Source organism: Mycobacterium kubicae (assembly GCF_015689175.1).
Taxonomy (GTDB): Bacteria; Actinomycetota; Actinomycetes; order Mycobacteriales; family Mycobacteriaceae; genus Mycobacterium; species Mycobacterium kubicae.
Genome location: NZ_CP065047.1, coordinates 1,470,719 through 1,494,706 on the forward strand (window position 1 = coordinate 1,470,719; position 23,988 = coordinate 1,494,706).

Sequence of the window (23,988 nt, forward strand, 5' to 3'; positions counted from 1 at the left end):
CCCGCAATGAAAGGAAGTGGGATGAAGCGAACCGACAACGACACTTGGGACCTGGCATCCAGTGTCGGCGCCACGGCCACCATGGTCGCAACGGCCAGGGCGGCGGCGAGCCGGCAACCAGATCCGATCATCAATGACCCGTACGCCGAACCCCTCGTGCTCGCAGCAGGCGTCGAACTTTTCACCTTGTTGGCCAAGGGGGACCTGGATTTCGCCGACATCGGGTCGGGTTGGATTCCTGACTACTTCGGTGTTCGCGGCTGGTTCTTCGACGGGTTCTTTCCCAGCGCACTGTCCGCCGGTATCCGGCAGGCCGTGATTGTGGGGTCCGGCCTGGACTCGCGTGCGTACCGGCTGCACTGGCCTGCGGATGCCATTGCCTACGAGATCGACCAACCCCAGGTGATCGAATTCAAGAAGAGGACGCTGGCCGGTGTCGGCGCCGCACCAGCTGTCCAGCTACGCACAGTGGGCGTCGATTTGCGGCACGATTGGCCAACTGCATTGCGAGAGGCCGGGTTTGATGCCAAGCAGCCCACCGCATGGCTGGTTGAGGGTCTGATGATCGGGTACCTGCCCGGCGATGCACAGAACCGCATGTTGGATCTCATCACCCAACTCAGCGCACCCGGCAGCCGGCTCAGCGCCGACCATCTGCCGCTGACCTCGAAATCCATCGGATCACTGATCTCGGAGACCGCAGAGAGCTGGCGGCAGCAGGGTTACGACGTCGACTTCGGGAATCTCACCTACTCCCACAAGCGCAACGACGCCGAGGCGCATCTACGGGCACTGGGTTGGCGCATCACCGCCTACCGCCTCGATGATCTGCTCGGTGCTGCCGGTGTTCCCGTGGGTGAGATGGATACCGGTCCTGATCACCAGGGAGCCATCCACTATCTGACCGCTACCCGAATCGACCGCAATGACGAAAGTGAGGACCCGCAATGACGACTTCAATCTCAACCAACCGTCGTAATGTCAACGAAGTCACGTGCTTTCATGCGCCCGCCAGCCTGTTCGAGAACCTGCAGAAGGTGCTGGTCGACCTCATCGAACTTCACCTGCAGGGCAAGCAGGCGCATTGGAACGTCATCGGGACGAACTTTCGGGACCTGCATCTGCAGCTTGACAGCCTCGTCGACACCGCACGGGAAGCCAGCGACACCGTCGCCGAACGCATGCGTGCCCTGAACGCGGTCCCGGACGGGCGATCTGACACGGTCGTTGCCGGCACCACCGTTCCCGCCGTGCCGTCGGGTCTGTTCAGCGTCACCGAGACGGTCGACATGATCACTCTCCGGATCTATGCCGTCGTTGACACGCTGCGCATGGTGCACGACGACGTCGACGACGTCGATCCCACGACCGCTGATGTGCTCCACGCGATCATTGACGCTTTGGAGAAGCAGGCCTGGCTGCTGAGGGCCGAGACCGAAACCACATGAACTCGCCTCGGCACCACCCGCGGACCGGTGTCGGATTCTGTGCGAAAGACGGCTGGAACGACACCCACGCAAGGAGGGCGTAGCGGCGAAAAATTGGGTTGACCGCAAGGAGAAATGATCATGGCCGTTAAGCCCATCGAAACCATCGCCGGCATCGTCATACCCGACACCGCCCTCGTGCGCGAGGCAACCGACTTCATTCGCAGCGCCGAAGACGACGTCCTTTTCCACCATTCCCGACGGGTCTTCCTGTTCGGCGCGCTGCATGGCCGCCGGCTCGGGATGCAACCAGACCCCGAACTGCTCTATGTGGGGGCGATGTTCCACGACCTGGGCCTCACCATGCGTTACCGCGCTTCGACGCAGCGCTTCGAGATGGACGGTGCGGACGCGGCGCGCGACTTCCTGCTCGAACACGGTATCGAGCAATCCGGCGCCGACAAGGTATGGCTTGGCATCGCCCTGCACACGACGCCCGAAGTCACCGGGCGACTCGACCCCGAAACTGCCTTGCTCGCAGCCGGTGTCAAGACCGACGTGGTCGGCGTCGGTCGCGAGGACCTAGACCCGGAAGCCATTGAGGCGGTGACTGCGGCACATCCGCGTCCTGACTTCAAAAACCGCATCTTGGCCGCCTTCAACGACGGCATGAAGCATCGTCCGGACACCACCTTCGGCACGATGAACGACGACGTGCTGGCGCACTTCGATCCCGGATTCAAGCGAGGCAACTTGGTCGACAGCATTCTCGGTAGCAGCTGGCCTGAATAGCAGAAAGGAGCAGAACAATGGAAATCCATGAAGCGCTGTACACCACCAGGATGATGCGGCGGTTGCGGTCCGATCCAATTCCGCTGGACACGCAGGCCCGCATTCTCGATGCGGCCGTCCGTGCCCCCAACGGGGGTAACACCCAGCGCTGGCACTTCCTTGCGGTTGACGATCGGGAACTCATCCGCGAGCTCGCCGCATTGTTCCGGCAGGCCCGCGCCATCGAATACGAGAAATTCAGTCCCGGGACGGGGCCGATGGCAGCGCCGGCGCCCGGTGCTGACCCGGCCGCGCACGCGGAAACGATGCGCCGAATCAAGGGCTCGGGGGATTATCTGGCTGACCATTTCGAAGAAGTCCCCCTACTGCTATTCGTGTACGCCATCGACGATCTCGGCGGTGCCAACATCTACCCGGCGATCTGGAGTGTGTTGCTCGCAGCGCGGGCTGAGGGCATCGGCGGGGTCATGACGATGGTGCTCCGCAACCTCGAGGACAGGGTGAACGAGATCCTCGGCGTGCCCGTTGAGGAGGGCTGGAAGATGTCTGCCATGCTCACCCTCGGATATCCGCTGGGCAGGTGGGGCGTCGCAGCCAATCGTCGTCCTGTGCATGAAGTTTCGTCCAGGAATCGCTGGAATTCGCCCTTCGGTGTGGAAGTGCCGCAACCGCTGTGGCCGCCGCACGACGACATGACAACCGGTCTGACTGCGGTTGGATGAGATGGCGGCGCGGAGCGGCCAAGGCGCTCGGCGGCGTCGACCACGGCCGCGACTCGCCGCAACAGTGTTGCAGAGCCCGCTGGTGGCCCCATCTGTGGGAAAGACGTCTGTCTGACCCTAGTTAGCAAACCATCTACGGGCGCATGCTTGACGCAGATAATTCACGGCCCAAGAGGTGACTGCTCGACCTGACCCAACAGGCCGGACGCAGCCACTTGAAGGAGGTGTTTCAGATGGCCCAATTGCAGACAAGTGATCGCCGGTTGGTGTGGCACGGCATGGTGCTGTTTCTGCTCGGACTGGTGACAGGCACGCAGCAGCGGCGCTTCACCAATATGCGCATGGCGCTGTCCGCCCATCTGGAAGGCGTCATGAATGGCACCTTCCTGATGGCGTTGGGCGCGATATGGGGCTTGGTAAAACTTCCGCCTCAGGTGGGGCAAGCCACGCGATGGGCGGCACTCTATGGGACATACGGCAATTGGCTGTTCACCACGCTCGGTGCCGCGATGGGCACGGCCGCGGCCAATCCGACTTTGTCGCAGGGGCATCACGGCAAGCCCTGGCAAGAGCGCGTCGTATTGCTCGGGTTCCGCAGCATGCGGTACGCGTTCCTGGCCGCGGTGGCGCTGATCCTAGTAGGCCTTGCCCGCCGCAACGCCGCACCGGCCGAGTCACAGCAACAGCAGGCGGGCTCGCAAAGTCCGGATTCGCCCACGCTACAAGTGGTTTAGGGAGTGATCATCATGCGACTAGTGGTTGCCATGACCGGAGCGACCGGCGCCGCTCTCGGCATTCGTCTCCTCGAAGTCCTGCGCGATCTGGACGTCGAAACCCATCTGGTACTCAGTGACTGGGCGCGGGCGACCATCAAACTCGAGACCGACCGCAGCGTCGCGGAGGTCCGGGCGCTGGCCTCCCACGCCTACAGTGCCCGCGACCTTGCGGCAGGCATTTCCAGTGGGTCCTTCCGCACCGACGGAATGGTCGTCTGCCCGTGCAGTATGAAGACGCTGAGTGCGATCCGAATCGGGTTCAGCGACAACCTGATCACCCGCGCCGCCGACGTGACGTTGAAGGAACGCCGCAGGCTGGTCCTCGTTGCACGGGAGGCTCCGCTGAGCGAGATCCACTTGGAGAACATGCATCACCTGGCTCGGATGGGTGCAGTGATCTTTCCGCCGACGGTGGCCTATTACGCGCGGCCGGTCTCGGTCGCTGAGGTGACCGACTACGTCGTCGGCCGGGTCATCGATCAACTAGGGATCGAGCATTCCCTTATCGAGCGCTGGAAAGACAATCAACCAGCCGACCAACCCGAGGAACCGGTCAACGGGTCAGTAGTCCCGCTCCGGTGAGGAGAACGAAATGAGCACAGCGACAAGCTCACTGGCAACTACGTCAACTGACCAATCGGCGGGTCCCGATCTGCGTAGCTGGCTGGCGACGCTGGAAGCGGCCGATCAGTTGCGCCGCGTGACCGCGCCCGTCGACTGGGATGAGGAGATCGGTGCGATCACCCGCGCCAATCTCTCGCTCGGGGGGCCCGCGCTGCTGTTCGAGAACATCGTCGGCCACGAAAACACCAGGTGCACAAAGTTCTTGACGTCGGGGATCGGCAACCGGCGTCAAATCCAATTAATGCTGAATCTGCCGGAATCGACGAGTGATTCCGACATTGTCCGACACCTGAAAGACACCTTCAACAAGCCCATACCGCCGCGCGTCGTCGACACCGGTCCGGTCAAAGAGAACGTCGTCGAAGCTGACGACATCGACCTGTGGCAGTTCCCGGCACCCAAGTGGCATGCCACCGACGGTGGCCGCTACATCGACACGTTCTGTGGCGTGGTCACCCAAGACAAGGTGACCGGGCGGGACAACATCGGCGTGTACCGCGGCATGATCGTGGACCGCGACAAGATCGCCAAGCTGATGGTGCCCACGCAAGGCTGGGGCGGGCATTTCCAGGAGTACAAACCCGAGCCCATGCCAGTCGCCGTCGTCTACGGGTGGCACGACGTGTTGCCCTTCTGCGCCGGCAGTCCATTCCCCAAGGACGTGTGTGAATGGGACATGATGGGCGCCTTGCTGGGCCGGCCGGTCGATCTGGTGGCGTGCGAAACCGTGCCATTGCACGTCCCGGCCAGTGCGGAGATCGTTGTCGAGGGTTATCTGGATCCCGACCCCGCCACGTTCATGGAGGAAGGGCCGTTCGCGGAGTATCCGGGATACCTCGACGGCCACCCCGCGCCCACACCAGTACTGCGGGTCACCAGGATCACCCACCGCAACGATCCCGTGCTGCGCGGCACCCTCGAGGGCATCCGGCCGGGATTCCTCGTCGAGGACGCGATGGTCAATTACGCGCGCTCGGCGATCGCCTGGAACACGCTGGAGAGTTTCGGTGTCGGTGGCGTCACCGACGTGTGGATGTCACAGGTGTCCAATGGCACCAACATCGTGGTGCAGATCCGCAAGGCCTACCGCGGCCACGCGCAGCAGGTCGCCGCGGCGCTGTGGGGGACCAGTGGATCGGGGTGGTTCTACAAACACGTCCTGGTTGTCGAGGAGGACATCGACGTCCACGACCCCGAGGCGCTCGACTGGGCCGTGGCATACCGGGTCAACGCCGGCCTCGGCGATATCGCGTTCTACGGACCGACCCTCGGCTCGCCGCTGGACCCCTCCACGCCCCCCGAAAAAGCGAACATGGCCAAGTACGGCTCGGGCGAATGGACCCGGGTGCTCGTGGACGCGACCCGCAGCTGGGAGTTCGAGCCTCGCCCGGAGTGGGGCGGACGACACTATCCCGCGATCAACAAGATCTCCCCGGAACTTGAGGCCCGCGTCGCCGCTCGCTGGGAGGAATACGGGATCGGCATTCCCTACCTCAGCGACGCGCGTCGGGAACTGCTGACCATGGAACAACTACGCAAGCGGCTGCCAGACGTATGAGCCCCGCTCGAGCTAGCCGACGGCGTCCTTGTCGAATTCCGAAGCGATATCCCGCGCCACCCGCTTGAGCAACGGTGTGACCGCCGTGGCGGATTTGAGCGTGACCCGCGCCGCGGGCCCAGAGATGGAGATCGCCGTCAGCGACGGCGCGTCGGGCACCGGCACGGCGAAGCACCGCACGCCGACCTCCTGTTCGCCTTCATCGACGGCGTAGCCACGCGCGCGGCACAGCTCGATGTCCTGGAGCAATTCCTCGGCGGTGGTGTGGGACTTCTCCGTCGACGGGGGCATCCCGGTGCGCGCCACCAAGGCGCGCACCGCCTCGTTGGGCAGTTGCATCAACAGCGCCTTGCCCACGCCCGTGCAATGCGGGTACACGCGGCGGCCGACCTCGGTGAACATCCGCATCGAGTGCGGGGATGGAACCTGAGCCACGTACACGGCCATGTCGTTGTCCATCAGCGCCATGTTCGCCGTCTCACCGGTCCGTTCCACCAGCTCGACCAGATGCGACCGCGACCACATGCCGACCAGTTGGCCCGCGCTCTCGCCCAGGCGAATCAGCCTGGGCCCCAGGGAGTAATGCCGGTTGGGCAGCTGCCGCAAGTACCCCATGCGCAAAAGAGTGCGCGCCAGCCGGTGAATCGTCGGGGCCGGCAGGTCGGCGTGGGTGGCCAGATCTCCCAGCGCGCCCGTCCCGCCCATGGTCGCCAGGATCTCCAGCAACTCGAACGCTCGCTCGACCGACTGAACACCGCCCGCACGTGGAGTGCCGCCTGCCATCACCGCTTCCGATCCGGCCCCGGCTGGGCCCCGACGCTGCCTGGGCTTTTTCGTATCACGAAATGAATGTTGGCAGCAAGGACCCCTGCGGGTCAGTCGTAGAGCAGTGCGGCGGTCGGTGAGTCCTCCGCGGAGGTCGCCAGTTCGTTGTATTCGGTGATCTTGTCGATGTCGGTGCCCATCGCGATATTGGTGATCCTCTCCAAGAAGATCTCCACGACGACGGGCACCTTGTGTTCGCGGGCAAGCTGCTGCGCCCGCGCCAGTGCCGGTCCGATCTGCGACGGCTCGGTGACCTGAATAGCCTTGCACCCCAAACCCTCGACGACACCGCGGTGGTCGACGCCATATCCCTTGGGGATGGCGCTGTCACCGGACTCCTGGGTGTTGATGTTGTCGAACGCCAGGGAGACGCAGTAATTCATATCGAAAGTGAGTTGGGCCTGGCGAATCAGCCCGAGGTAGGAGTTGTTGACCACGACGTGTACGTAGGGCAGGTTGAACTGCGCTCCCACGGCGAGTTCTTCGATCAGGAACTGAAAGTCGTAGTCTCCGGACAGCCCGACCACCGTGGCGCTCGGGTCGGCCGTGACCACACCCAGGGCGGCCGGCACCGTCCACCCGAGCGGTCCGGCCTGGCCGCAGTTGATCCAGTGCCGCGGCCGGTACACCTGCAGAAACTGGCCGCCGGCAATCTGTGAAAGCCCAATCGCGCTGACATAGCGGACATTACGGCCGAAAGTGCGGTTCATTTCCTCATAGACGCGCTGCGGCTTGATCGGGACGTCATCGAAGTGAGTCTTGCGGTGCATCTGCTTCTTTCGCTCGCGGCAGTCGCGCACCCAACCGCTCCAGTCGGGCAGCGACCCGGCCACCGCGCGCCCGGTGGCTTGCACCACCAGCAGTTCCAGTGCCGCCTTGGCGTCGGAGACGATGCCCAGGTCGGGGGCGAACACGCGCCCGATCTGCGTGGGCTCGATGTCGATGTGCACGAAGCGGCGCCCGCGCCGGTAGGTGTCCAGGCCACCGGTATGGCGGTTGGCCCATCGGTTGCCGATGCCGAGGACGAAGTCGGATTCGAGCATGGTGGCGTTGCCGTAGCGGTGTGCGGTCTGCAGTCCCACCATCCCGGCTGCCAACCAGTGGTCGTCGGGGATCGCACCCCAGCCCATCAGCGTGGGCACCACCGGGACATTGAGCACTTCGGCGAGTTCGATGAGCAGGCCGCAGGCATCGGCGTTGATCACGCCTCCGCCGGCGACGTTGAGGGGGCGTTTGGCGCTGACGAGCATGTCGAGCGCCCGGTCGATCTGAGCGGGACTCGCCACCGGTTTGTAGATCGGCAGGGGAGTGTATGTCGCTGGATCGAAATCGATTTCGGTCATCTGCACGTCGATGGGCAAGTCGATCAATACCGGCCCAGGCCGGCCTGAGCGCATCAGGTGGAAGGCCTGTGCGAATGCGCCGGGAACCTGTCCCGGCTCCAGCACGGTCATCGCCATTTTCGTCACCGGCGCCGCAATGGCGGCGATGTCGACCGCCTGAAAGTCCTCCTTGTGCAGCTTGTTCACCGGCGCTTGGCCGGTGATGGCCAGGATCGGAATGGAATCCGCGCTGGCCGAATACAACCCGGTGATCATGTCGGTGCCCGCCGGGCCCGACGTTCCGATGCATACGCCGATGTTTCCCGGGGCGGCACGGGTGTAACCCTCGGCCATGTGGCTGGCGGCCTCGACATGGCGGGCTAGGACGTGCTTGATGCCACCGTGGGTGCGCATCGCCGAGTAGAACGGGTTGATCGCAGCCCCCGGCAGGCCGAAAGCCTGTGTAGCGCCCTCTTTCTCGAGGATTTCGACGGCCGCGTCGACCGTGCGCATCCGTGTCATTGAGGCTAACCTTCCGCGCGTCCCGACAACCGTTCGACACCCAGCAGCAATCCGCAGTGATCAAGCGCGCCGTCACCATTAGCCAGAGCCGACGCCATCAATTGCGCCACGACCGCGCCCAACGGGATGACGACGTCGGCCTCGCGGGCCGCGCTGGTGACGATGCCCATGTCCTTGTGGTGCAACTCGATGCGAAACCCGGGGTCGAAATTGCGGGCAATCATCTTTTCCCCTTTCTGATCCAACACCGCGGAACCGGCCAAGCCGCCGCCGAGCACCTTGACCGCGGCGTCGAGGTCTACACCGTACGCGCGCAGGAAGGTGAGGGCCTCGGCGAGCAGTTGGATGTTTCCCGCCACGATCAGCTGGTTCGCGGCCTTGACGGTTTGACCCGCCCCATTGGGGCCGACGTGGACGATCGTTTCACCGACGACCTCCAAAATCGGCTTGGCCGTGACAAAGTCGTCATCGGCCGCACCAACCATGATCGACAGCGACGCATTCTTGGCGCCGGCCTCACCGCCCGAGACCGGGGCGTCGATGAGGCGTAAGCCCCTGCGCGACGCCTCCTCGGCCAGATGCCGCGTGACGTCGGGACGGATGGAGGAGAAGTCGATGATCAGTGTTCCAGGTTGCGCGTGCGTGAAAACGCCTCCCTCACCGAGCATTACGTCCTGGACATCGGGGGAGTCGGGCACCATCACGGCCACCACGTCGACGCCTTTCACCGCCTCCTCGATCGATTCGGCTGCGACTCCGCCCGCTTCGACCAGTGCCGAGGTGCGGGCGGGCGAACGGTTGAAGCCGACGACGGCGTGGCCGGCCCGTGCCAGGTGGCAGGCCATGGGGCTGCCCATGATGCCCAGTCCGATGAATGCGATGTTGGTCATTGGTTCCTCGTTCCTGCCGGCGTCGGCAGCGATGTGATGTTGACGCCGCCGTGACCCCGTTCGGCCGGCGACAACCAGTCGAATGTGTTTGCCCGGCTTGGCTTGTACTCCAGTCCGATGTAACCGCTGTACCCGTGGTCGAGCAGTGTCGCGAGGTAGTCGCCGAGTGAAATGTCACCCGAGCCGGGCTCGCCGCGGCCGGGCGCATCGGCGATCTGTACGTGCCCGACCCGATGGGTATGGGATCGCAGCGCGCCGGCAACGTCGTCGCCGTTGACGTAAAGGTGATAAAGGTCGGCAAGCACACGTAGGTTCACTCGTCCCGCCGCGTCACGGACCCGATCGATCACCGCGACAGCGTCCGCAAATGTCTTGATTGGGTATTGCGGCACACCGCTGACCGGCTCGACGAGGACGGTGGCGCCGATGCGCTGCGCGGCCTGCGCTGCGAAGGCCAGGTTCTCGACCGCCACGTCGTCCTGCATGGTTGTCGTCACCCCGGGGAGGCGGTTGCCGTAGAGCGCGTTGAAGGCGCGGGTGCCCAGCGCCTCGCCGATACCGACGGCAATGTGGACGTTGTCGCGAAAAGCATTGTTGGCGGCTGGAATCGACGCCAATCCGCGATCACCGGCGGCCATGTCACCTGCCGCGAAGTTCAGTCCACTGAGCTGGACTCCGGCGTCGCGGACGGCGCGGATGAAGGCATCGACGTCCGCGTCGGGCGGGACCGGTGAGGTGAACGGCCACCAAAACTCCACCGCCTCGAAGCCGGCCTCCTTGGCCGCAGCCGGGCGGCTGAGGGGAGGTAGGTCGGTGAACAGGATGGAGCAGTTCACCGTGTACGTCGCAGGTGCCACGGCAGTCCTCTCGGGGGTGGGACGTAGGCTTTATTCCGTAGTGCGGAATGGAAGCATCAGATAATGAAACAACTGAAGGCGACGGCCCATGGTGTTGTCAAGGGTTCACGGGCGCTCGTATCCGGCGGGAACCTTTCGTTACCGGATGTTTTCCGGCTGTTCTACTGACAACTCAAGTTGTCCTTTGACAACCGATCGTGAGCCGTGTCACGGTGTCAAAACCGAAATAGTCGTTCCGTTATGCGGAACAGCGACGAATTCAGGTCTGAGAGAAGGAATCTGCCAATGACGGCACTCGACGAACGCAGCGCTGATCTCCTCGCCACCATCCCGGATGTGCCCGTTCTCACCGACCCTGACGTGCTTGAAACGTATCGACAGGACCGGGCGGCGGACCCGGATGCGGGACGGCCGATGGCGGTGGTGCGCGCGAGATCCACAGCCGACGTTCAGGCGGTCCTGCGCTGGGCCATCGCTGCAGCGGTTCCGGTGGTGCCGCGCGGCGCGGGTTCGGGTCTGTCGGGCGGTGCCACGGCGGTCGAGGGCGGCATCGTGTTGACGACAGAGTTGATGCGCCACATCGACGTCGACCCGGTCACGCGGACCGCGGTGGTCCAGCCCGGACTGATCAACGCCGAGGTGAAGCGTGTGGTCGCCGAGCACGGGCTGTGGTACCCGCCGGATCCGTCGTCCTTCGAATTCTGTTCCATCGGAGGCAATGCCGCGACCAACGCAGGCGGGCTCTGCTGTGTCAAGTACGGTGTGACAACCGACTACGTCCTGGGCCTAGAAGTCGTCCTGGCTGACGGGACGGCGGTGCGACTCGGGGGACCGCGGCTGAAGGACTCGGCTGGCCTGTCGCTCACCAAGCTGTTCGTCGGCAGCGAGGGAACGCTCGGCGTCATCACGGAACTGACCCTGCGCTTGTTGCCGCCGCAACCGCCCGCCAGCACCGTCGTGGCGTCATTCTCGTCGGTGACCGACGCGACGGCGGCGATCTGTGACATCACGCGGGTGATGCGGCCCGCGATGCTGGAGTTCATGGACCACAACGCGATCTCGGCGGTGGAACGTCACCTCAGGATGGGACTGGACCTCGAGGCGCGGGCGATGCTCATCGCCCAGTCCGACTCTGCCGGTGACCGCGACAAGGAGATCGCCTTCATGGTGGAGATCTTCGAACGCAATCACGCCACCGACGTGTTCGCCACCGACGACCCACAGGAAGGTGAAGCCTTCGCCGCGGCAAGAAGATTCGCGATTCCGGCTGTCGAGCGTCTCGGCCACCTGCTGCTGGAAGACGTCGGCGTGCCACTGCCCGCGCTGCCCGCGCTCATCGAAGGTATCGAGGCCATCGCCGACCAACGCGACATCATGTGCGCGGTCATCGCCCACGCGGGCGACGGCAACACCCACCCGCTGATCGTGCACGACCCCACCGACCGCGACCAGTCGCAGCGAGCACATCTGGCATTCGGCGAAATCATGCACCTGGCAATCGGACTCGGCGGCACCATCACCGGCGAGCACGGCGTGGGCCGACTCAAGAAGGCGTGGCTACCCGACCAGGTCGGCCCCGACGTGATGGAACTGACCCAGCGCATCAAACGGGCACTCGATCCGCAGAACATCCTCAACCCCGGGGCGGTGCTGTGATGTTCCAGCCCGACTACACACCCGTCGCCCATTCCCTGGCCTGGAGCGCCGCCGTCGCCGCGCTGCCGTTGCTCGTCATGTTCGTGCTTCTGGGCGGGCTGAAAGTGCGCGCCCCGATTGCTGCTGCTGTCGGGGTCCTCAGCGCCGCGATCATCGCCTGGCTCGTCTACCACATGCCCGTGGGGCAGGTCGCTGACTCGGCGCTGATCGGGTTCACCTACGGGATGTTCCCCATCATGTGGCTGGTGCTCAACGCCATCTGGATCTACAACCTGACCGACGAGACCAACTATCTCGACGTGCTCCGCCGATCCATGGCCTCGATCTCACCGGACCACCGGGTACAGGCCGTGATCGTCGCGTTCTGCTTCGGCGCACTCATCGAGGGCTTGGCCGGATTCGGCACGCCGGTAGCCATCACGTCGTTGATGCTGGTGGCCCTTGGATTCAAACCGATGAAGGCAGCATCGGTGGCATTGGTCGCCAACACCGCGCCAGTGGCGTTCGCGTCATTGGGCATTCCGATCGTGGCGCTGGCAGGAGTTACCGGCCTGCCCCTCGATGACCTCGGGGCCATGGTGGGCCGGCAGACACCCCTGCTGGCCTGCCTCGTCCCCTTCATCCTCATCTTCATGGTCGACGGCCGCACCGGGCTCAAGCGCGCCTGGCCGGTGGCCGCGATGGGTGGGGGCGTGTATGCGGTCGTGCAGTTCCTGTGCTCGAACTTCGTCTCGGTCGAGCTGACGGACATCTTCGGCTCCATCATCGCCGCCGGTTCCATCGTGGCGCTGCTACGCGTGTGGCGCCCGAAAGCGCCGGTGGTGGGCGAGGAAGCCACTCCAGACCAGGAGCTGTCGCGCGTCGCGACGCCGTCTGGCCCTTCGCCCGTCGACGGCTCGAACGCCTCCGTACTGACCGCCGATCGCGCCAGCGACATGCGGCAGCAGGTGAGCGACTCACGCCGGGACAAAATCGTGGCCTACGCGCCATACGTGATCGTCACGGTGATTTTCACGCTGTCGATGTGGAAGCCGGTGACCACGTTGCTCAAGCACGGCGGCACCAGCTTCCCCTGGCCCGGCCTGCACGTCGCCAACGCCGCCCACAAGGCATCTCCGCTCACCGTATTCAAGCTCGACTTCCTCACCAGCGCAGGCACTTTGCTGCTGATCACCGGGTTGCTGAGCATGCTGGTGTTGCGGGCCTCGCCGCGACAGGCGGTGCGCGCGTACGTGCGTGCGGCCATGCAACTGCGTGCCGCCGCGCTAACCGTTGGCTTTGTCTTGGCGCTGGCCTACCTGTTGAACCTGTCCGGCGAAACCACCACATTGGGGTTGTGGATCGCCGGTGCGGGCGGCCTGCTGGGCGTCTTCTCACCGATCATCGGCTGGCTGGGAGTCACCGTCACCGGGTCTGACACCTCCTCCAACTCACTGTTCGGACCCCTGCAGGTCAGCGCGGCCAATGCGGCACACTTGAACCCAATTCTATTGGCGGCGGCCAATTCCTCGGGCGGGGTGATCGGGAAGATGCTGTCCCCGCAAAGCCTGGTCATCGCGACCGCCGCAGTTCAGATGAAGGGCAAAGAGGGCGACTTGTTCCGGGCGGTATTCAAGTGGAGCATGCTCCTGCTGGCCTTGATGTGTGCTCTGGTGTACCTGCAGAGCACGTCGTGGCTGGGGTGGATGGTCGTTGATGGGTGACCACATCGTCTTGGCGCCCGACAAGTTCAAGGGTTCCTTGACGGCCCGGCAGGCCGCCCGGGCGATGAAACACGGTGTGCGGCGCGCGGACCCGACCGTGCGCGCGATCACCTGTCCTGTCGCGGACGGCGGGGAGGGAACCCTCGACGCGGTCGTGGCCGCTGGATTCGACCGGATCCCGGCACAGGCTACGGGACCCACCGGCGCGCCGGTGAATACCGGCTACGCCCGATTGGGCTCGCGTGCGATCATCGAAATGGCCGACGCGTGTGGGCTGCAACGGCTGCCCTCGGGAAAACCAGCACCGATGACCGCCACCAGTTACGGCTTGGGATGCGTTGTGGCGCAAGCACTCGACGATGGTTGCCGCGACATCGTCATCACCCTGGGCGGCAGCGCTAGCACCGACGGAGGCGCCGGCATGTTGATCGCGTTGGGCGCCGAGGTGCTCGACCATCAAGGTGAATCCGTCGGCCCCGGTGGTCGCGGACTGGCCGAGGCCGCTCGGCTCGATCTCACCAAGATGCACCCCGCCATCACCGAATCGGTCTTCACGCTGGCCGCCGACGTCGATAACCCGCTGTGCGGACCGCACGGCGCGGCAATCCTCTACGGACCCCAGAAAGGCGCCCACGGCGGGCAGGTGGCGGAACTCGAAGGGGCACTTGCCAAATGGGCGGATCTCGTCGACCGGGTGACCGACACCGATTGCCGCGGCGCACCCGGTGCCGGTGCCGCAGGTGGGGTCGGGTTCGCCGCGTCGGCCGTCCTGGGCGCACGCGTGCGGCCCGGCATCGAGATGATCCTCGATATCGTCGGGCTGGACCGAGCATTGTTGAACGCCAAGATGGTCCTGACCGGTGAGGGATGCCTGGATGTGCAGTCCCTGCGCGGTAAGGCGCCGGTCGGTGTGTCGCGGCGTGCCCGCCGCCACGGCGTACCGACATTCGCCGTCGCCGGTGTCGCCAAGCTGACCGGGTCGCAGGCCCGTGCGGCGGGCTTCGTGGCGGTGCGGGCCCTGAACGAGGTCGAGCCTGATCAACGACGCTGCATCACCAACGCTGCCGACCTGCTGAGCCTGGTGACCGAACGGCTGATTCGTGAATCCACGCCCGCCCGGGGGCGAAGGCCTCCGCGCTCGTGATGCGGCACTGGTCAGCGACCGATTTGGTCGCCGCGACATGGGTTGGGTAACCTTGCGTTTACCGACGCGGGGTGGAGCAGCTCGGTAGCTCGCTGGGCTCATAACCCAGAGGTCGCAGGTTCGAATCCTGTCCCCGCTACCATGTCCTGTCTCGGGACATCGTTGACGGGTGTCCCGAGACATGGTTTACACCTGGTCCCGGTTTTCTGGGCTGTTTCCGCATTTGACGCCGCGTGGTTGGTAGTCGCGGGTCGGGTCGAGGATGAGTTTGCGGATGAGCTGGCCGGTGTTGCGGTCGAGGACGCGAATGTTGAGGTCGTCGATGAGAACGGTGACTTTGGTGCCGGTGCGTCGTTTGCCAAGGCCGATGTGGTGCAGGCGGCTGTTGTATCGGACGGTGATGACGCCGGCGGCGTCGATGATGTCGGTGCGTACGCGGCAGTGGGCGGGGATGAGGTAGCCAGACGGTGTGGCTTTGGGGCGGGCGTTGAATGCCTGGATGGGGGTGGTTCTGTTGATCGCGCGGTGGGGGCGCACGGTGTTGTAATACTCGGTGAATTCGTCGAGCCGTTGTTGGAGCTGGGTCAGTGTAGTGGCGGGATGGGCTGTGAGCCATCGCTTTTGGGTTTGGTGGAAGCGTTCGACCTTGCCGCAGGTCTGGGGATGGTAGGGCCGTGAATTCAGGTAGCGCACGCCCAGTTCGCCGAGGGTGATTTGCAGGGAGGTGCGTCCGCCCCGGCGCGGCGCGGCGGTGAAGATGGCGCCGTTGTCGGTCAGTACCGAGGCTGGTGGACCCCAGCGGGTGAAGGCGGTGGTGAAGGCAGCGGTGACGTCAGGGCCGTTGATGGTGTGGCGGGCCAGGCTGGTGATGTCGAGGCGGGAGTGGTCGTCGATGATGTTGAGGATTTCGGCGCCGCCGCCGTGAGCGAGGTGCCAGTGGGTGGTGTCGGCCTGCCAACATTGGTTGGGTAGTTCGGCGGCAAAGCGTTTCCACGAGGAGCGGGGGCGTTTGTGGGGTTGGGGTGTGATGAAACCTCGGCGTTTGAGGATTCGCCAGATCGTTGATATGGCAGGCACATTTATGAGGCTGGGATCGGTGGCCAGGTGGGAGGCGATGGTGTCGGCGCCGGCGTCGAGACCGCGTTTGGTCAGGGTCTTGCGTAGCCGCACGATGCGCTCCTCGACCTCGGTGGTGACAGCCTGCGGGCTGTGGTGGGGTCGCCGTGACCGGGAGATGAAGGCGGCGTCGCCTTCGGCCTCGTAGCGTTTGCACAGTTGCTGGACCCATTGTCGGGAGACGCCGTAGTCGCGGGCCACGGCGCTTTTGCTGCGTCCTTCGAGGACCACGGCAGTGATGACGAGCTGCGCCTTCGACATGGCTGACCTCCCGATGTGCAGAAGTGTCAACTATGTCGCGAGACAGCTGCCAACTATGTCGAGAAATCACACACTGTCCCCGCTACCATGTGATGTCTCAAGACATCGGAATAGTCCCGCACCTGCGTCAGGTGTGGGACTTTTCTTCTTGGAGTCGAGGGTTAGCTCGCGGAGCAGTTCGCCGGTACCGCTGCCGCGGGGATGGCGTTGTCGATAAGGACGGCTGCGATGGCCGCGGCGGTGGCGAAGGCGTCGGAGTTAAGGACTCGGTTGCGGGCCGAAGCGCCGTCCAAGAGCAGTGCCAGTTGTTCGCCGAGCTTTTCGGGGTCGGTGGCGCCGGCCTCGCGTGCGGTTTCGGCGAGCCGCGCGGCGAAAGCCTTCTTGTAGTCGGCGGCGTGTACGCGTGCCGGGTGCTCCGGGTCGTGGATTTCGACGGCCGCCGCGATGAACGGGCACAGCGGCGCGTGAATGTCGAAGGCAGCGAGGAGCCGCTCGCGGGGTGTGAGGTCGGTGCGGTCGAACACCTCGGGCAAGACGTCGGGATCGAAACGGCGTAGGTGTTCGGCGATCAGCTCATCCTTGCCCGTGAAGTGTTGGTAAAACGTGCGTTTGGACACCTGAGCCACCGCGCAGAGTTGGTCCAGACCGGTGCTGTTAATGCCTTGATCGCGGAACAGTTGTCGCGACGCGCCAAGGATCCGCTCTCGCGCACCCCTGCCGCGGCGGAGGCCCCGCGGCCCCTTCCCCAACTCCGTCACACAACCAGGTTAGCCCAATCGGGTACGAATCGGTGTGCATTAGCTTGCGCTCCGCGTCACCACCCGATACGTTAAGCACGCTGGTCGGTGTACATAAGATCATCACTAGCGAACGAATGGAGTGTTCGTGGGAAAGCTCGATGGCAAGGTTGCCGTGATCACCGGTGCGACGAGTGGGATGGCGCTGGCCGGTGCCAAGTTGTTTGTTGACGAAGGCGCTCATGTCTTCATCTCAGGCCGACGGAAGGACGCACTGGACCAGGCGGTCGAACAGATCGGGCGGAATGTGACTGGCGTGCAGGGTGATTCGGCCGACCTCGATGATCTTGACCGTTTGTTCGACACGGTCAAGAGGAAAGGGGCGCGATCGACGTGTTGTGGGCGAACGCCGGGGTGGGCAAGCAGGCCCGTCTCGGTGAGATCACCGAGGCGGACTTCCATGACGCCTTCTGGTTGAACGCGCGCGGCACGCTGTTCACGGTCCAAAAGGCTCTGCCACTGTTCAACGATGGCGGCTCGATCTTCATGACCGGGTCGAATGCTTCGCTGCGGGGCTACCCGAATTGGAGTGTGTACGCGGGAAGCAAGGCCGTGTTGCCCGCCTACGCACGGGTGTGGGTATCGGAGTTGAGGGACCGGAAGATCCGGGTGAATGTGCTGACCCCCGGCCAAGTCGCCACGCCGGCCCTGGAACAGGTGATGACCGAGGAGCAGAAGGTGCAGTTCGAGTCCGTGATCCCGCGCCGAGAGTCGGGCCGCCCCGAGGAGATCGCTTCGGCCGCCTTGTTTCTCGCCTCCGATGACTCGAGCTATGTCAACGGCATGGAGCTTGTCGTGGACGGCGGCACGACAGTGATCTGAGTGACGTCTGCGCGCATCAATCAGGTCTCACACACCACAAGCACCACATGAGCCAAGGAGTAGCCATGACTACGTTCACCCCGCACCGCGGCACGGTGGAGACCTTCGTCAACCACATGGACCGCGGCGCAGACAAAGACGCTCTTTCCACACTCCTCGCCGCGAGTGTGGTGATGTACGGCCCACTCGGCGATGAACCAATCACCGGCCGCGAGGCGGTCCTGGAAGCCATGCGAGGGGTCGGCACGGTGGCGACCGACCTCACCTACAAAGAAGTCCTCAGCGGCGAGACCCACCACGCCGCGCACTTCCGACTACAGATCGAAGACACCGTGGTCGACGGGATGGATTACATCCTGCTCGACGCGGACGGAAAGATCGCCGAGGTGACCATCTGGTGGCGCCCACTGCCGGCCGGCGTCCAGATGCAGCGCCACCTCGCTGGCCTCCTCGGCATGAAGCCCTGGGAGCTCCTCACCCACACGCAGTAGCGGCGAAATCCAATGTCCGGCATGTGAGCACCAGATCACCGGCCCCCTGCGTATTGACCAGACAACAAGCGGAAAGAGAGCGCATCATGAGCAGCGTCAGCATCATCGGCTCGGGAAGCATGGCCAGCGCCATCGGCGCCCTAGCCCTCAAGGGCGGCAACACCGTCGAAATCACCGGTCGCGATAGGGCCAAGGCCCAAGCCCTGGCCAGCGCGCTAGGCAATGGCGCCACGGTCGGAACGTGGGGCACCGCCCCGGCCGGCGACATCGTCATCCTCGCCGTACTGTTCGACAGCGCCGTGCCGATCGTCAGCGAGTACGGGGACGCGCTGGCCAACAAGATCGTCGTCGACATCACCAACCCCTTCAACGCCAGCGCCACCGGGCTGGCCATCCCTCACGACACCTCCATCGCGCAAAAGGTCGCCGAGGCCGCCCCCGCAAGCGCCCACATCGTCAAGGCGTTCAACACTCTGTTCCGCGACGTCCTGGCAGCAGGTGGACCACTGGATGTGTTCGTCGCCGGCGATGACGCGCAGGCGAAAGCAAGCGTGTCGGCATTCATCGAAAGCCTTGGACTGCGCCCACAGGACACCGGCGACCTGAGCATGGCGCACTGGCTGGAGGGCGCGGGCCTGCTGTCAGTAGGCCTAGCCAACCATGGCGTGGGCAGCTTGAACTTCTCCCTCGGCGTCAAACAGGGCTGAGACTCGGGCACGAGCTGCGTGCCAAGCGCCCGTCACCTACTCGAGTGGACGATCGGTGACGCGTTCGAGGAGCTGGGCAGCGACCGTGTGTAATTTGATGTTGCTGCGCTGGGACAGTTCGGTCAGCACGGCGAATGCTTCGTCGGCGGAGCAGCCGTTCAGCGCCCGGATCAGGCCCTTGGCCTGGTCGATGGTGGAGCGAGAGGTCAACGCCTGCTCGAGTTGGGCGACCGTTTCCCGCGACTCCTGCCAGCGACGGGCATTGGCGATCGCCTGGCATGCCGTCGCCGTGTAGAGCCGCATCAGCTCTTCGTCGAATGGGTCGAACGCCGCGGCTCGGCGGCTGTAGATGTTGATCGATCCGACGAGTTCGGCCTCTCGGTCCGATGCCACCGGCAGGACGATCAACGGAACCGACAAGCTGGCTCGCACGCCTACCTGCCGCGCGGCTCCGAGGAACTCCGGCCATCGATCGTCGTCCAGATCTGTGACGACGCGCAGCGGCCTTCGCCCATCGGCGGCTTGCAAGCACGGTCCTCGCGTCGACTCGTACTGAGCTTGGTCGAGCGCTAACACTTGGGCATCGGTGTGTGCGGCGGTTCGCGGTTTGGTGCCATCGACCACGGTGATGGTCACCGCGTCGGCGTCCGGGACGGCGCGACAGGCCGTCCAGGCTATGCGTTGCAACACCTCGTCGAGTGGCTCTTCAGCCGCGATCAGGGCGCCGAGCGCCTCGACCGCGTCGGCCGTCGAGGCCAACCGGTCGTACTCGTTGGGTCGTTCAGTGCTCATCGGGTGCGCCGAGCCCTTCCCCGGGGAAAGAGGCGGCTATCGCACCGTTCCGCAGGGACACCACACTAGCCCTCAGCAACGGTCTTGGCTATCCATTGCGCCTGATAGGCGCCGGTGGCAAGAGTGCATCGACACGAAGTGGCTCACGCCATGGAGAACAGCTCTTGCATCACAACCACACTCGCGGCGCGCTGCAATCCACCTTCCACCGCGATGCGTTGATCGTCCGGGCAGTCGAGCAACTGATCGAGCGCCGTATTGACCTTCGTCATGTCGTAGATCGGCTGGTCCTTTGCCGCCTCCGACGCGAACGTATCGCGGTAGAAGGCCAGCATCGGGTCGTTCCTGGTGCGCGTCGGCGGCGTGGTGAACGGATGCTTCTGGCGGTCATACACCTCCGGTATCAACACGTCCTTCGCCGCTTCGCGAAGAACATGCTTTTCACGGATGCCCTTCACTTTCAGGCGCACCGGAACGCGGGCCGCGACCTCGGCGACGCGGTGGTCCAGGAACGGCACGCGCCCCTCGATGGAATGCGCCATCTCCATGCGGTCGGCGAGATAATTCAGAATGAAATTCGGCAGCACCGTCTTGGCGTTGACGTACAGCATCTGATTCAGGTGGTCGCGTCCGGTGACGCGCTGTGCAATCGGTAACCGATCAAGCGCGGACACTAGGGGCTGGAACTCCCGCACCCAAACCGGAAGGTCGTCACGTAGCAGTGGTGCCACGCTATTGGTCTGCGCTGCACCGACATTGAGCGTTGCCGGCAGCCAGCCGAGCCTGCGCTCCACCGCCTGCATTTCGGGACTACTGACGCGATCCGGCATCATCAGCGCGCGCGTCGCAGCGTTGGCGCCGAGCATCTCATCGAGGAGTTTGACTCTGTCGTCGGCAGTTAATGTCACGTCGTCGTTCAGTGCGTCGACGCGGTAGTACGGATACCCGCCCAGCATTTCGTCGGCACCTTCGCCGGTGAACACCACCTTGATGCCTGCAGCCCGGACGGCACGGCTGAGGAGGTATTTGGCCACGCCATGGCCGTTGAACATTTGCGTTTCGGCGTGCCAGACCGCGTCGGCGAATGATTCGGCGATCTCGCGTCCGGTGATCGGAATGGGGTGATATGTCGCGCCGACGCGCTTGGCCTGTTCTTCCGCGACCCGGGCCTCGTCATAGAGCGGATTCTCAAACGTCAGTGTGAATGCGCGAATCGGCCGGTCCATCTCCTGCTGGGCGAGTCCGAGCACGGCGCAGGAGTCGATGCCACCACTGAGGTACGACGCGACCTCGACGTCCGCCACCAGCCTTTCCCGCACGGCCTCCTGAAGAACCTGGCGAAATTCGTCGACGACCTCGGCCTCACTGCGCGTGTCCGCGCGCATCTCATCGGCAGTCGGGATCTCCCAATCCCAGTACGGGTAGATGCGAACAACGCCATCTCGGGCTATCGCATAACAACCCGGCGGCACCGTACTGATCCCGGCGAATTCGGTCTTTTCATGGGATCTGCCGAAACCTCCGGTTGCGCCCTCGAGGTCCCATGCGGCCGGCACACCTAACGCCAACAGTGCTTTGATCTCCGAGGCGAAGAACACGTCCCCGTTCACCACCGCGTAGTAGAGCGGCTTTACCCCGAAGCGATCACGGACCGCGATCATCGCCCGTTGGTGTTGGTCGGCAATGACCATCGCGAACTCACCGCGCAGTTGCGTCGTGGCCTGCATACCGCGCTCGTGATAGAGGTGCACCGCGATTTCACTGTCGCTCTCGGTGGAGAAGTGATAGCCACTGGATCGCAGACGTTCGCGAATCTCGCGGTAGCCGTAGAACTCGCCGTTCACCACCACATGCACCGCGCCATCCGGACTGCTCATGGGCTGACTGCCGTTGCGTAAGCCGATGATCGACAACCGCGTGTGTCCGAGGGTCCACTGCCCATCACGCGACGTCCAGATGCCGGTGCCGTCCGGTCCGCGATGCTCCAAGCGCTTGAGCGCCGCATCACATTTCTCACGCGAAAGCCCGCGCCGGGTCATCGCGGCGAATATCCCGCACATGCGCTGGTCCTCCGACATCCCGTGGTGGTCGCACGCCGATCTGGGAGCGTCGGCACGAAGATACGCCACGAACCGGCCGCCCGATGGGCTGGCCCGAATTCGTCCGGGTCAGCGCTGCGGCCGCACGCTGGGTACGCAGCTCACGCGCCCGCCATGTGCGGGGAGCGACGCCGCAGTCCCAGTGATACATAGACCAATGCGACGAGTACCGGCACTTCGATGAGTGGCCCGACAACGCCGGCTAACGCCTGGCCGGAGGTGGCACCGTATGTGGCGATCGCGACGGCAATGGCGAGCTCAAAGTTGTTGCCAGCGGCGGTAAAAGCGAGGGTAGTGGTGCGTTCGTAGCCCAGGTGCAAGGCGGAGCCGAGGGCATAGCCGCCGCCCCACATCACGGCGAAGTACGCCAGCAGTGGCAGCGCGATTCGCGCGACATCCCAGGGCCGCGCGGTGATCTGCTGACCTTGCAGCGCGAACAGGATGACGATCGTGAACAGCAGCCCGTACAACGCCCAGGGCCCGACCTTCGGCAGGTAGCGGTTCTCATACCAACTGCGGCCGTTGGCCTTTTCTGCCCAACGCCGCGACAGGTATCCCGCCAGCAGCGGTACACCGAGGAAGACAAGGACGGACTTGGCGATCTGCCACGTGGAGACGCTGATGCCGGTTTGGGGTAGGCCCAGCCAGCCCGGCAGCACCGCAAGGTAGAACCAGCCCAGGACGGCGAACATGGCGACTTGGAAGATCGAGTTCAGCGCGACCAAAACTGCGGCGGCGTCCCGGTCGCCGCAGGCCAGGTCGTTCCAGATGATCACCATGGCGATGCAGCGGGCCAATCCGACGATGATCAGCCCGGTGCGATATTCGGGCAAGTCCGGCAGCAACGACCAGGCCAGGCAAAACATCACCAACGGACCCAGCAACCAGTTCAGGATCAAGGAAGACACCATCAGCTTCCGGTCACTGGTCACGGTCTGCAGCCGGTCGTAACGGACCTTGGCCAGCACCGGATACATCATGACCAGCAACCCGAGTGCGATGGGTAGCGAGATGCTTTGTATCTGAACGGCTTCCAACAAAGGGCCTACGTCGAACCGACCCAACAACAGGCCTGCGCCCATTGCCGCGGCGATCCACACTGGCAGTAACCGATCGAGCGTGGGGAGCCTCGCGATCGGCTGGTCCTGGACCTCGGTCATCGCGATACGCGGGTCAGCAGCACGACGGTGCGGCCTGCTCGGTACCGGCGGCGCCGAAGGTGTCGGAGTCGGCCAGCACGGTGTAGACCTCCCAGCGCTCCCCGTCGGGCCCGGTGACCCAGACCTTGTCCTGGGTGGCAAAGCAACAAGTGGTGCCCAGGTCTTCCTCAGTGAACATCCCGGCTGAGTCAAGTCGGTCGATCTCGGCGTGCACGGCGTCGCTGGAGTCGACTTCCACGCCGAGGTGATTGAGGGTGCCGCCTTGGCCGGGGTTCTGCAGTAGCACCAACTTCAGCGGTGGGTTCGCCACGGCGAAGTTCGCGTAGCCCGGCTTGACTTTGGCCGGCTTGGTCCGAAATAGCTTCGAGTAGAACGCGATTGCGCTGTCGAGGTCGTCGACGTTGAGAGCCAACTGCACGCGGGACATGAGGCCTCCGGTTTTGACATATATCGAAGTGGTGGCAGGCGTCATGCTGCCACCCTCTTTGATATATGTCAAAGTCCATGGCAGACTGGGGGCCATGCCGAAAGCGTTGCCGGTCATCGACACGACGTCGCCAGTGTGTTGCGCCCCGGTGGCCTCCGGGCCGATGAACGACGAGGACGCTCTGCAGATTGCGTTGCGGTTGCGGGCACTGGCCGACCCGGTACGGGTGAAAATCGTGTCGTATCTCTTCAGTTCGGCTGCGGGGGAGGAGATCTCCGGTGACCTCGCAGCCGTGTTGGGCCTCAGTGAGTCAACCGTCAGTCACCACTTAACACAGTTGCGCAAGGCCGGAATCGTGGTCTCGGATCGGCGCGGGATGAATGTGTTTCATCGAGTGCGTCGCGACTCGCTGCAGGCGTTATGCGCTGCGCTGGACCCGAACTGCTGTAGCTGACCCTGGGGCATTGACCACGCGTGTATGGGTTCCGCAACCGACGG

At 64.3% G+C, this 23,988-nt stretch carries 22 protein-coding genes, 1 tRNA gene and 2 pseudogenes; 15 read left to right on the top strand and 10 right to left on the bottom strand.

Annotation, left to right across the window (positions count from 1 at the left end):
* The first annotated feature begins 21 nt into the window (after window positions 1-21).
* From I2456_RS07025 to I2456_RS07055, 7 genes are all read left to right on the top strand, one after another.
* A complete protein-coding gene (locus I2456_RS07025; protein ID WP_085075267.1) occupies window positions 22-951 on the top strand; it encodes an SAM-dependent methyltransferase in 930 nt (309 codons plus the stop codon).
* Window positions 948-1,448 carry a Dps family protein gene (locus I2456_RS07030; RefSeq protein WP_139823300.1) on the top strand — a complete coding sequence of 167 codons (501 nt, stop codon included), beginning with the start codon at window positions 948-950 and terminating at the stop codon, window positions 1,446-1,448. Before I2456_RS07025 ends, I2456_RS07030 begins: the two co-directional genes overlap by 4 nt.
* Before the next feature lie 120 nt (window positions 1,449-1,568).
* On the top strand, window positions 1,569-2,219 hold the full coding sequence (locus I2456_RS07035) for an HD domain-containing protein (RefSeq protein ID WP_085075291.1): 651 nt from the start codon (window positions 1,569-1,571) through the stop codon (window positions 2,217-2,219).
* Window positions 2,220-2,236: 17 nt separating this feature from the next.
* On the top strand, window positions 2,237-2,941 hold the full coding sequence (locus tag I2456_RS07040) for a nitroreductase family protein (RefSeq protein WP_085075266.1): 705 nt from the start codon (window positions 2,237-2,239) through the stop codon (window positions 2,939-2,941).
* A 233-nt stretch (window positions 2,942-3,174) separates the two neighbouring features.
* Entirely contained in the window at window positions 3,175-3,675 is a 501-nt protein-coding gene (locus I2456_RS07045) for a styrene oxide isomerase (RefSeq protein ID WP_241007879.1), read from the top strand.
* A 12-nt stretch (window positions 3,676-3,687) separates the two neighbouring features.
* Window positions 3,688-4,299 carry a UbiX family flavin prenyltransferase gene (locus I2456_RS07050; protein ID WP_085075290.1) on the top strand — a complete coding sequence of 204 codons (612 nt, stop codon included), beginning with the start codon at window positions 3,688-3,690 and terminating at the stop codon, window positions 4,297-4,299.
* A gap of 10 nt (window positions 4,300-4,309) precedes the next feature.
* The gene (locus tag I2456_RS07055) at window positions 4,310-5,899 is read left to right on the top strand and encodes a UbiD family decarboxylase (protein ID WP_085075265.1); all 1,590 of its coding nucleotides are present in this window, start codon (window positions 4,310-4,312) and stop codon (window positions 5,897-5,899) included.
* Between the two features lie 12 nt (window positions 5,900-5,911).
* On the opposite strand, the gene I2456_RS07060 is transcribed toward I2456_RS07055, so the two are convergent.
* The 4 genes from I2456_RS07060 to I2456_RS07075 all read right to left on the bottom strand — a co-directional run bounded on the left by I2456_RS07060 (window position 5,912) and on the right by I2456_RS07075 (window position 10,315).
* Window positions 5,912-6,682, bottom strand: coding sequence for an IclR family transcriptional regulator (locus tag I2456_RS07060; protein ID WP_085075264.1), 771 nt, complete (start codon window positions 6,680-6,682; stop codon window positions 5,912-5,914).
* A 92-nt stretch (window positions 6,683-6,774) separates the two neighbouring features.
* Window positions 6,775-8,568, bottom strand: coding sequence for a glyoxylate carboligase (gene gcl / locus I2456_RS07065; RefSeq protein WP_085075263.1), 1,794 nt, complete (start codon window positions 8,566-8,568; stop codon window positions 6,775-6,777).
* Window positions 8,569-8,573: 5 nt separating this feature from the next.
* Entirely contained in the window at window positions 8,574-9,458 is an 885-nt protein-coding gene (locus I2456_RS07070; RefSeq protein ID WP_085075262.1) for a 2-hydroxy-3-oxopropionate reductase, read from the bottom strand.
* Window positions 9,455-10,315 carry a hydroxypyruvate isomerase family protein gene (locus tag I2456_RS07075; RefSeq protein WP_085075261.1) on the bottom strand — a complete coding sequence of 287 codons (861 nt, stop codon included), beginning with the start codon at window positions 10,313-10,315 and terminating at the stop codon, window positions 9,455-9,457. The genes I2456_RS07070 and I2456_RS07075 overlap by 4 nt, the downstream gene beginning before the upstream one ends.
* Window positions 10,316-10,600: 285 nt before the next feature.
* Between I2456_RS07075 and I2456_RS07080 the strand changes: the two genes are divergently transcribed.
* From I2456_RS07080 to I2456_RS07095, 4 genes are all read left to right on the top strand, one after another.
* Window positions 10,601-11,971: an FAD-binding oxidoreductase gene (locus I2456_RS07080; RefSeq protein ID WP_085075260.1), complete on the top strand. Its 1,371-nt coding sequence runs from the start codon at window positions 10,601-10,603 to the stop codon at window positions 11,969-11,971.
* The gene (locus tag I2456_RS07085; RefSeq protein ID WP_085075289.1) at window positions 11,971-13,674 is read left to right on the top strand and encodes an L-lactate permease; all 1,704 of its coding nucleotides are present in this window, start codon (window positions 11,971-11,973) and stop codon (window positions 13,672-13,674) included. The genes I2456_RS07080 and I2456_RS07085 overlap by 1 nt, the downstream gene beginning before the upstream one ends.
* Entirely contained in the window at window positions 13,667-14,818 is a 1,152-nt protein-coding gene (locus I2456_RS07090) for a glycerate kinase (protein ID WP_085075259.1), read from the top strand. Before I2456_RS07085 ends, I2456_RS07090 begins: the two co-directional genes overlap by 8 nt.
* A gap of 65 nt (window positions 14,819-14,883) precedes the next feature.
* A tRNA-Met gene (locus tag I2456_RS07095) sits at window positions 14,884-14,960 on the top strand.
* Window positions 14,961-15,004: 44 nt separating this feature from the next.
* Here the strand turns inward: I2456_RS07095 and I2456_RS07100 are convergent.
* Both I2456_RS07100 and I2456_RS07105 read right to left on the bottom strand, forming a co-directional pair.
* Window positions 15,005-16,195 (bottom strand): IS481 family transposase, encoded by a 1,191-nt coding sequence (locus I2456_RS07100; RefSeq protein WP_085072847.1) that lies wholly within the window; start codon window positions 16,193-16,195, stop codon window positions 15,005-15,007.
* Window positions 16,196-16,356: 161 nt separating this feature from the next.
* Entirely contained in the window at window positions 16,357-16,953 is a 597-nt protein-coding gene (locus I2456_RS07105) for a TetR/AcrR family transcriptional regulator (protein ID WP_085072970.1), read from the bottom strand.
* A 127-nt stretch (window positions 16,954-17,080) separates the two neighbouring features.
* Here I2456_RS07105 and I2456_RS07110 point away from each other — a divergent pair.
* The 3 genes and pseudogenes from I2456_RS07110 (at window position 17,081) to I2456_RS07120 (ending at window position 19,012) form a co-directional block, all read left to right on the top strand.
* Window positions 17,081-17,814 (top strand): annotated as a pseudogene (locus tag I2456_RS07110) (SDR family NAD(P)-dependent oxidoreductase).
* A gap of 65 nt (window positions 17,815-17,879) precedes the next feature.
* Entirely contained in the window at window positions 17,880-18,305 is a 426-nt protein-coding gene (locus I2456_RS07115; RefSeq protein ID WP_085072979.1) for a nuclear transport factor 2 family protein, read from the top strand.
* A gap of 86 nt (window positions 18,306-18,391) precedes the next feature.
* Window positions 18,392-19,012, top strand: coding sequence for an NADPH-dependent F420 reductase (locus I2456_RS07120; protein ID WP_068165213.1), 621 nt, complete (start codon window positions 18,392-18,394; stop codon window positions 19,010-19,012).
* Between the two features lie 36 nt (window positions 19,013-19,048).
* Here I2456_RS07120 and I2456_RS07125 read toward each other — a convergent pair whose 3' ends face one another.
* The 4 genes and pseudogenes from I2456_RS07125 to I2456_RS07140 all read right to left on the bottom strand — a co-directional run bounded on the left by I2456_RS07125 (window position 19,049) and on the right by I2456_RS07140 (window position 23,490).
* Window positions 19,049-19,804: a GAF and ANTAR domain-containing protein gene (locus I2456_RS07125; RefSeq protein WP_085072971.1), complete on the bottom strand. Its 756-nt coding sequence runs from the start codon at window positions 19,802-19,804 to the stop codon at window positions 19,049-19,051.
* Between the two features lie 143 nt (window positions 19,805-19,947).
* Window positions 19,948-21,882: an asparagine synthase (glutamine-hydrolyzing) gene (gene asnB / locus I2456_RS07130; protein WP_241007880.1), complete on the bottom strand. Its 1,935-nt coding sequence runs from the start codon at window positions 21,880-21,882 to the stop codon at window positions 19,948-19,950.
* 146 nt (window positions 21,883-22,028) lie between these two features.
* Window positions 22,029-23,063, bottom strand: a pseudogene (gene arsB, locus I2456_RS07135) (ACR3 family arsenite efflux transporter); the annotation flags it as partial.
* Between the two features lie 13 nt (window positions 23,064-23,076).
* Window positions 23,077-23,490 carry an ArsI/CadI family heavy metal resistance metalloenzyme gene (locus I2456_RS07140; RefSeq protein ID WP_085072973.1) on the bottom strand — a complete coding sequence of 138 codons (414 nt, stop codon included), beginning with the start codon at window positions 23,488-23,490 and terminating at the stop codon, window positions 23,077-23,079.
* Window positions 23,491-23,584: 94 nt separating this feature from the next.
* On the opposite strand from I2456_RS07140, the gene I2456_RS07145 reads away from it, so the two are divergent.
* A complete protein-coding gene (locus tag I2456_RS07145; RefSeq protein WP_085072974.1) occupies window positions 23,585-23,944 on the top strand; it encodes an Rv2640c family ArsR-like transcriptional regulator in 360 nt (119 codons plus the stop codon).
* The last annotated feature ends 44 nt before the right edge of the window (window positions 23,945-23,988 follow it).

Coding starts and splice junctions, on each gene's coding strand:
- I2456_RS07025 (WP_085075267.1), top strand. CDS start 22: ATGAAGCGAACCGACAACGACACTTGGGACCTGGCATCCAGTGTCGGC.
- I2456_RS07030 (WP_139823300.1), top strand. CDS start 948: ATGACGACTTCAATCTCAACCAACCGTCGTAATGTCAACGAAGTCACG.
- I2456_RS07035 (WP_085075291.1), top strand. CDS start 1,569: ATGGCCGTTAAGCCCATCGAAACCATCGCCGGCATCGTCATACCCGAC.
- I2456_RS07040 (WP_085075266.1), top strand. CDS start 2,237: ATGGAAATCCATGAAGCGCTGTACACCACCAGGATGATGCGGCGGTTG.
- I2456_RS07045 (WP_241007879.1), top strand. CDS start 3,175: ATGGCCCAATTGCAGACAAGTGATCGCCGGTTGGTGTGGCACGGCATG.
- I2456_RS07050 (WP_085075290.1), top strand. CDS start 3,688: ATGCGACTAGTGGTTGCCATGACCGGAGCGACCGGCGCCGCTCTCGGC.
- I2456_RS07055 (WP_085075265.1), top strand. CDS start 4,310: ATGAGCACAGCGACAAGCTCACTGGCAACTACGTCAACTGACCAATCG.
- I2456_RS07060 (WP_085075264.1), bottom strand. CDS start 6,682: ATGGCAGGCGGCACTCCACGTGCGGGCGGTGTTCAGTCGGTCGAGCGA.
- gcl (WP_085075263.1), bottom strand. CDS start 8,568: ATGACACGGATGCGCACGGTCGACGCGGCCGTCGAAATCCTCGAGAAA.
- I2456_RS07070 (WP_085075262.1), bottom strand. CDS start 9,458: ATGACCAACATCGCATTCATCGGACTGGGCATCATGGGCAGCCCCATG.
- I2456_RS07080 (WP_085075260.1), top strand. CDS start 10,601: ATGACGGCACTCGACGAACGCAGCGCTGATCTCCTCGCCACCATCCCG.
- I2456_RS07085 (WP_085075289.1), top strand. CDS start 11,971: ATGTTCCAGCCCGACTACACACCCGTCGCCCATTCCCTGGCCTGGAGC.
- I2456_RS07090 (WP_085075259.1), top strand. CDS start 13,667: ATGGGTGACCACATCGTCTTGGCGCCCGACAAGTTCAAGGGTTCCTTG.
- I2456_RS07100 (WP_085072847.1), bottom strand. CDS start 16,195: ATGTCGAAGGCGCAGCTCGTCATCACTGCCGTGGTCCTCGAAGGACGC.
- I2456_RS07115 (WP_085072979.1), top strand. CDS start 17,880: ATGACTACGTTCACCCCGCACCGCGGCACGGTGGAGACCTTCGTCAAC.
- I2456_RS07120 (WP_068165213.1), top strand. CDS start 18,392: ATGAGCAGCGTCAGCATCATCGGCTCGGGAAGCATGGCCAGCGCCATC.
- I2456_RS07125 (WP_085072971.1), bottom strand. CDS start 19,804: ATGAGCACTGAACGACCCAACGAGTACGACCGGTTGGCCTCGACGGCC.
- asnB (WP_241007880.1), bottom strand. CDS start 21,882: ATGTCGGAGGACCAGCGCATGTGCGGGATATTCGCCGCGATGACCCGG.
- I2456_RS07140 (WP_085072973.1), bottom strand. CDS start 23,490: ATGTCCCGCGTGCAGTTGGCTCTCAACGTCGACGACCTCGACAGCGCA.
- I2456_RS07145 (WP_085072974.1), top strand. CDS start 23,585: ATGCCGAAAGCGTTGCCGGTCATCGACACGACGTCGCCAGTGTGTTGC.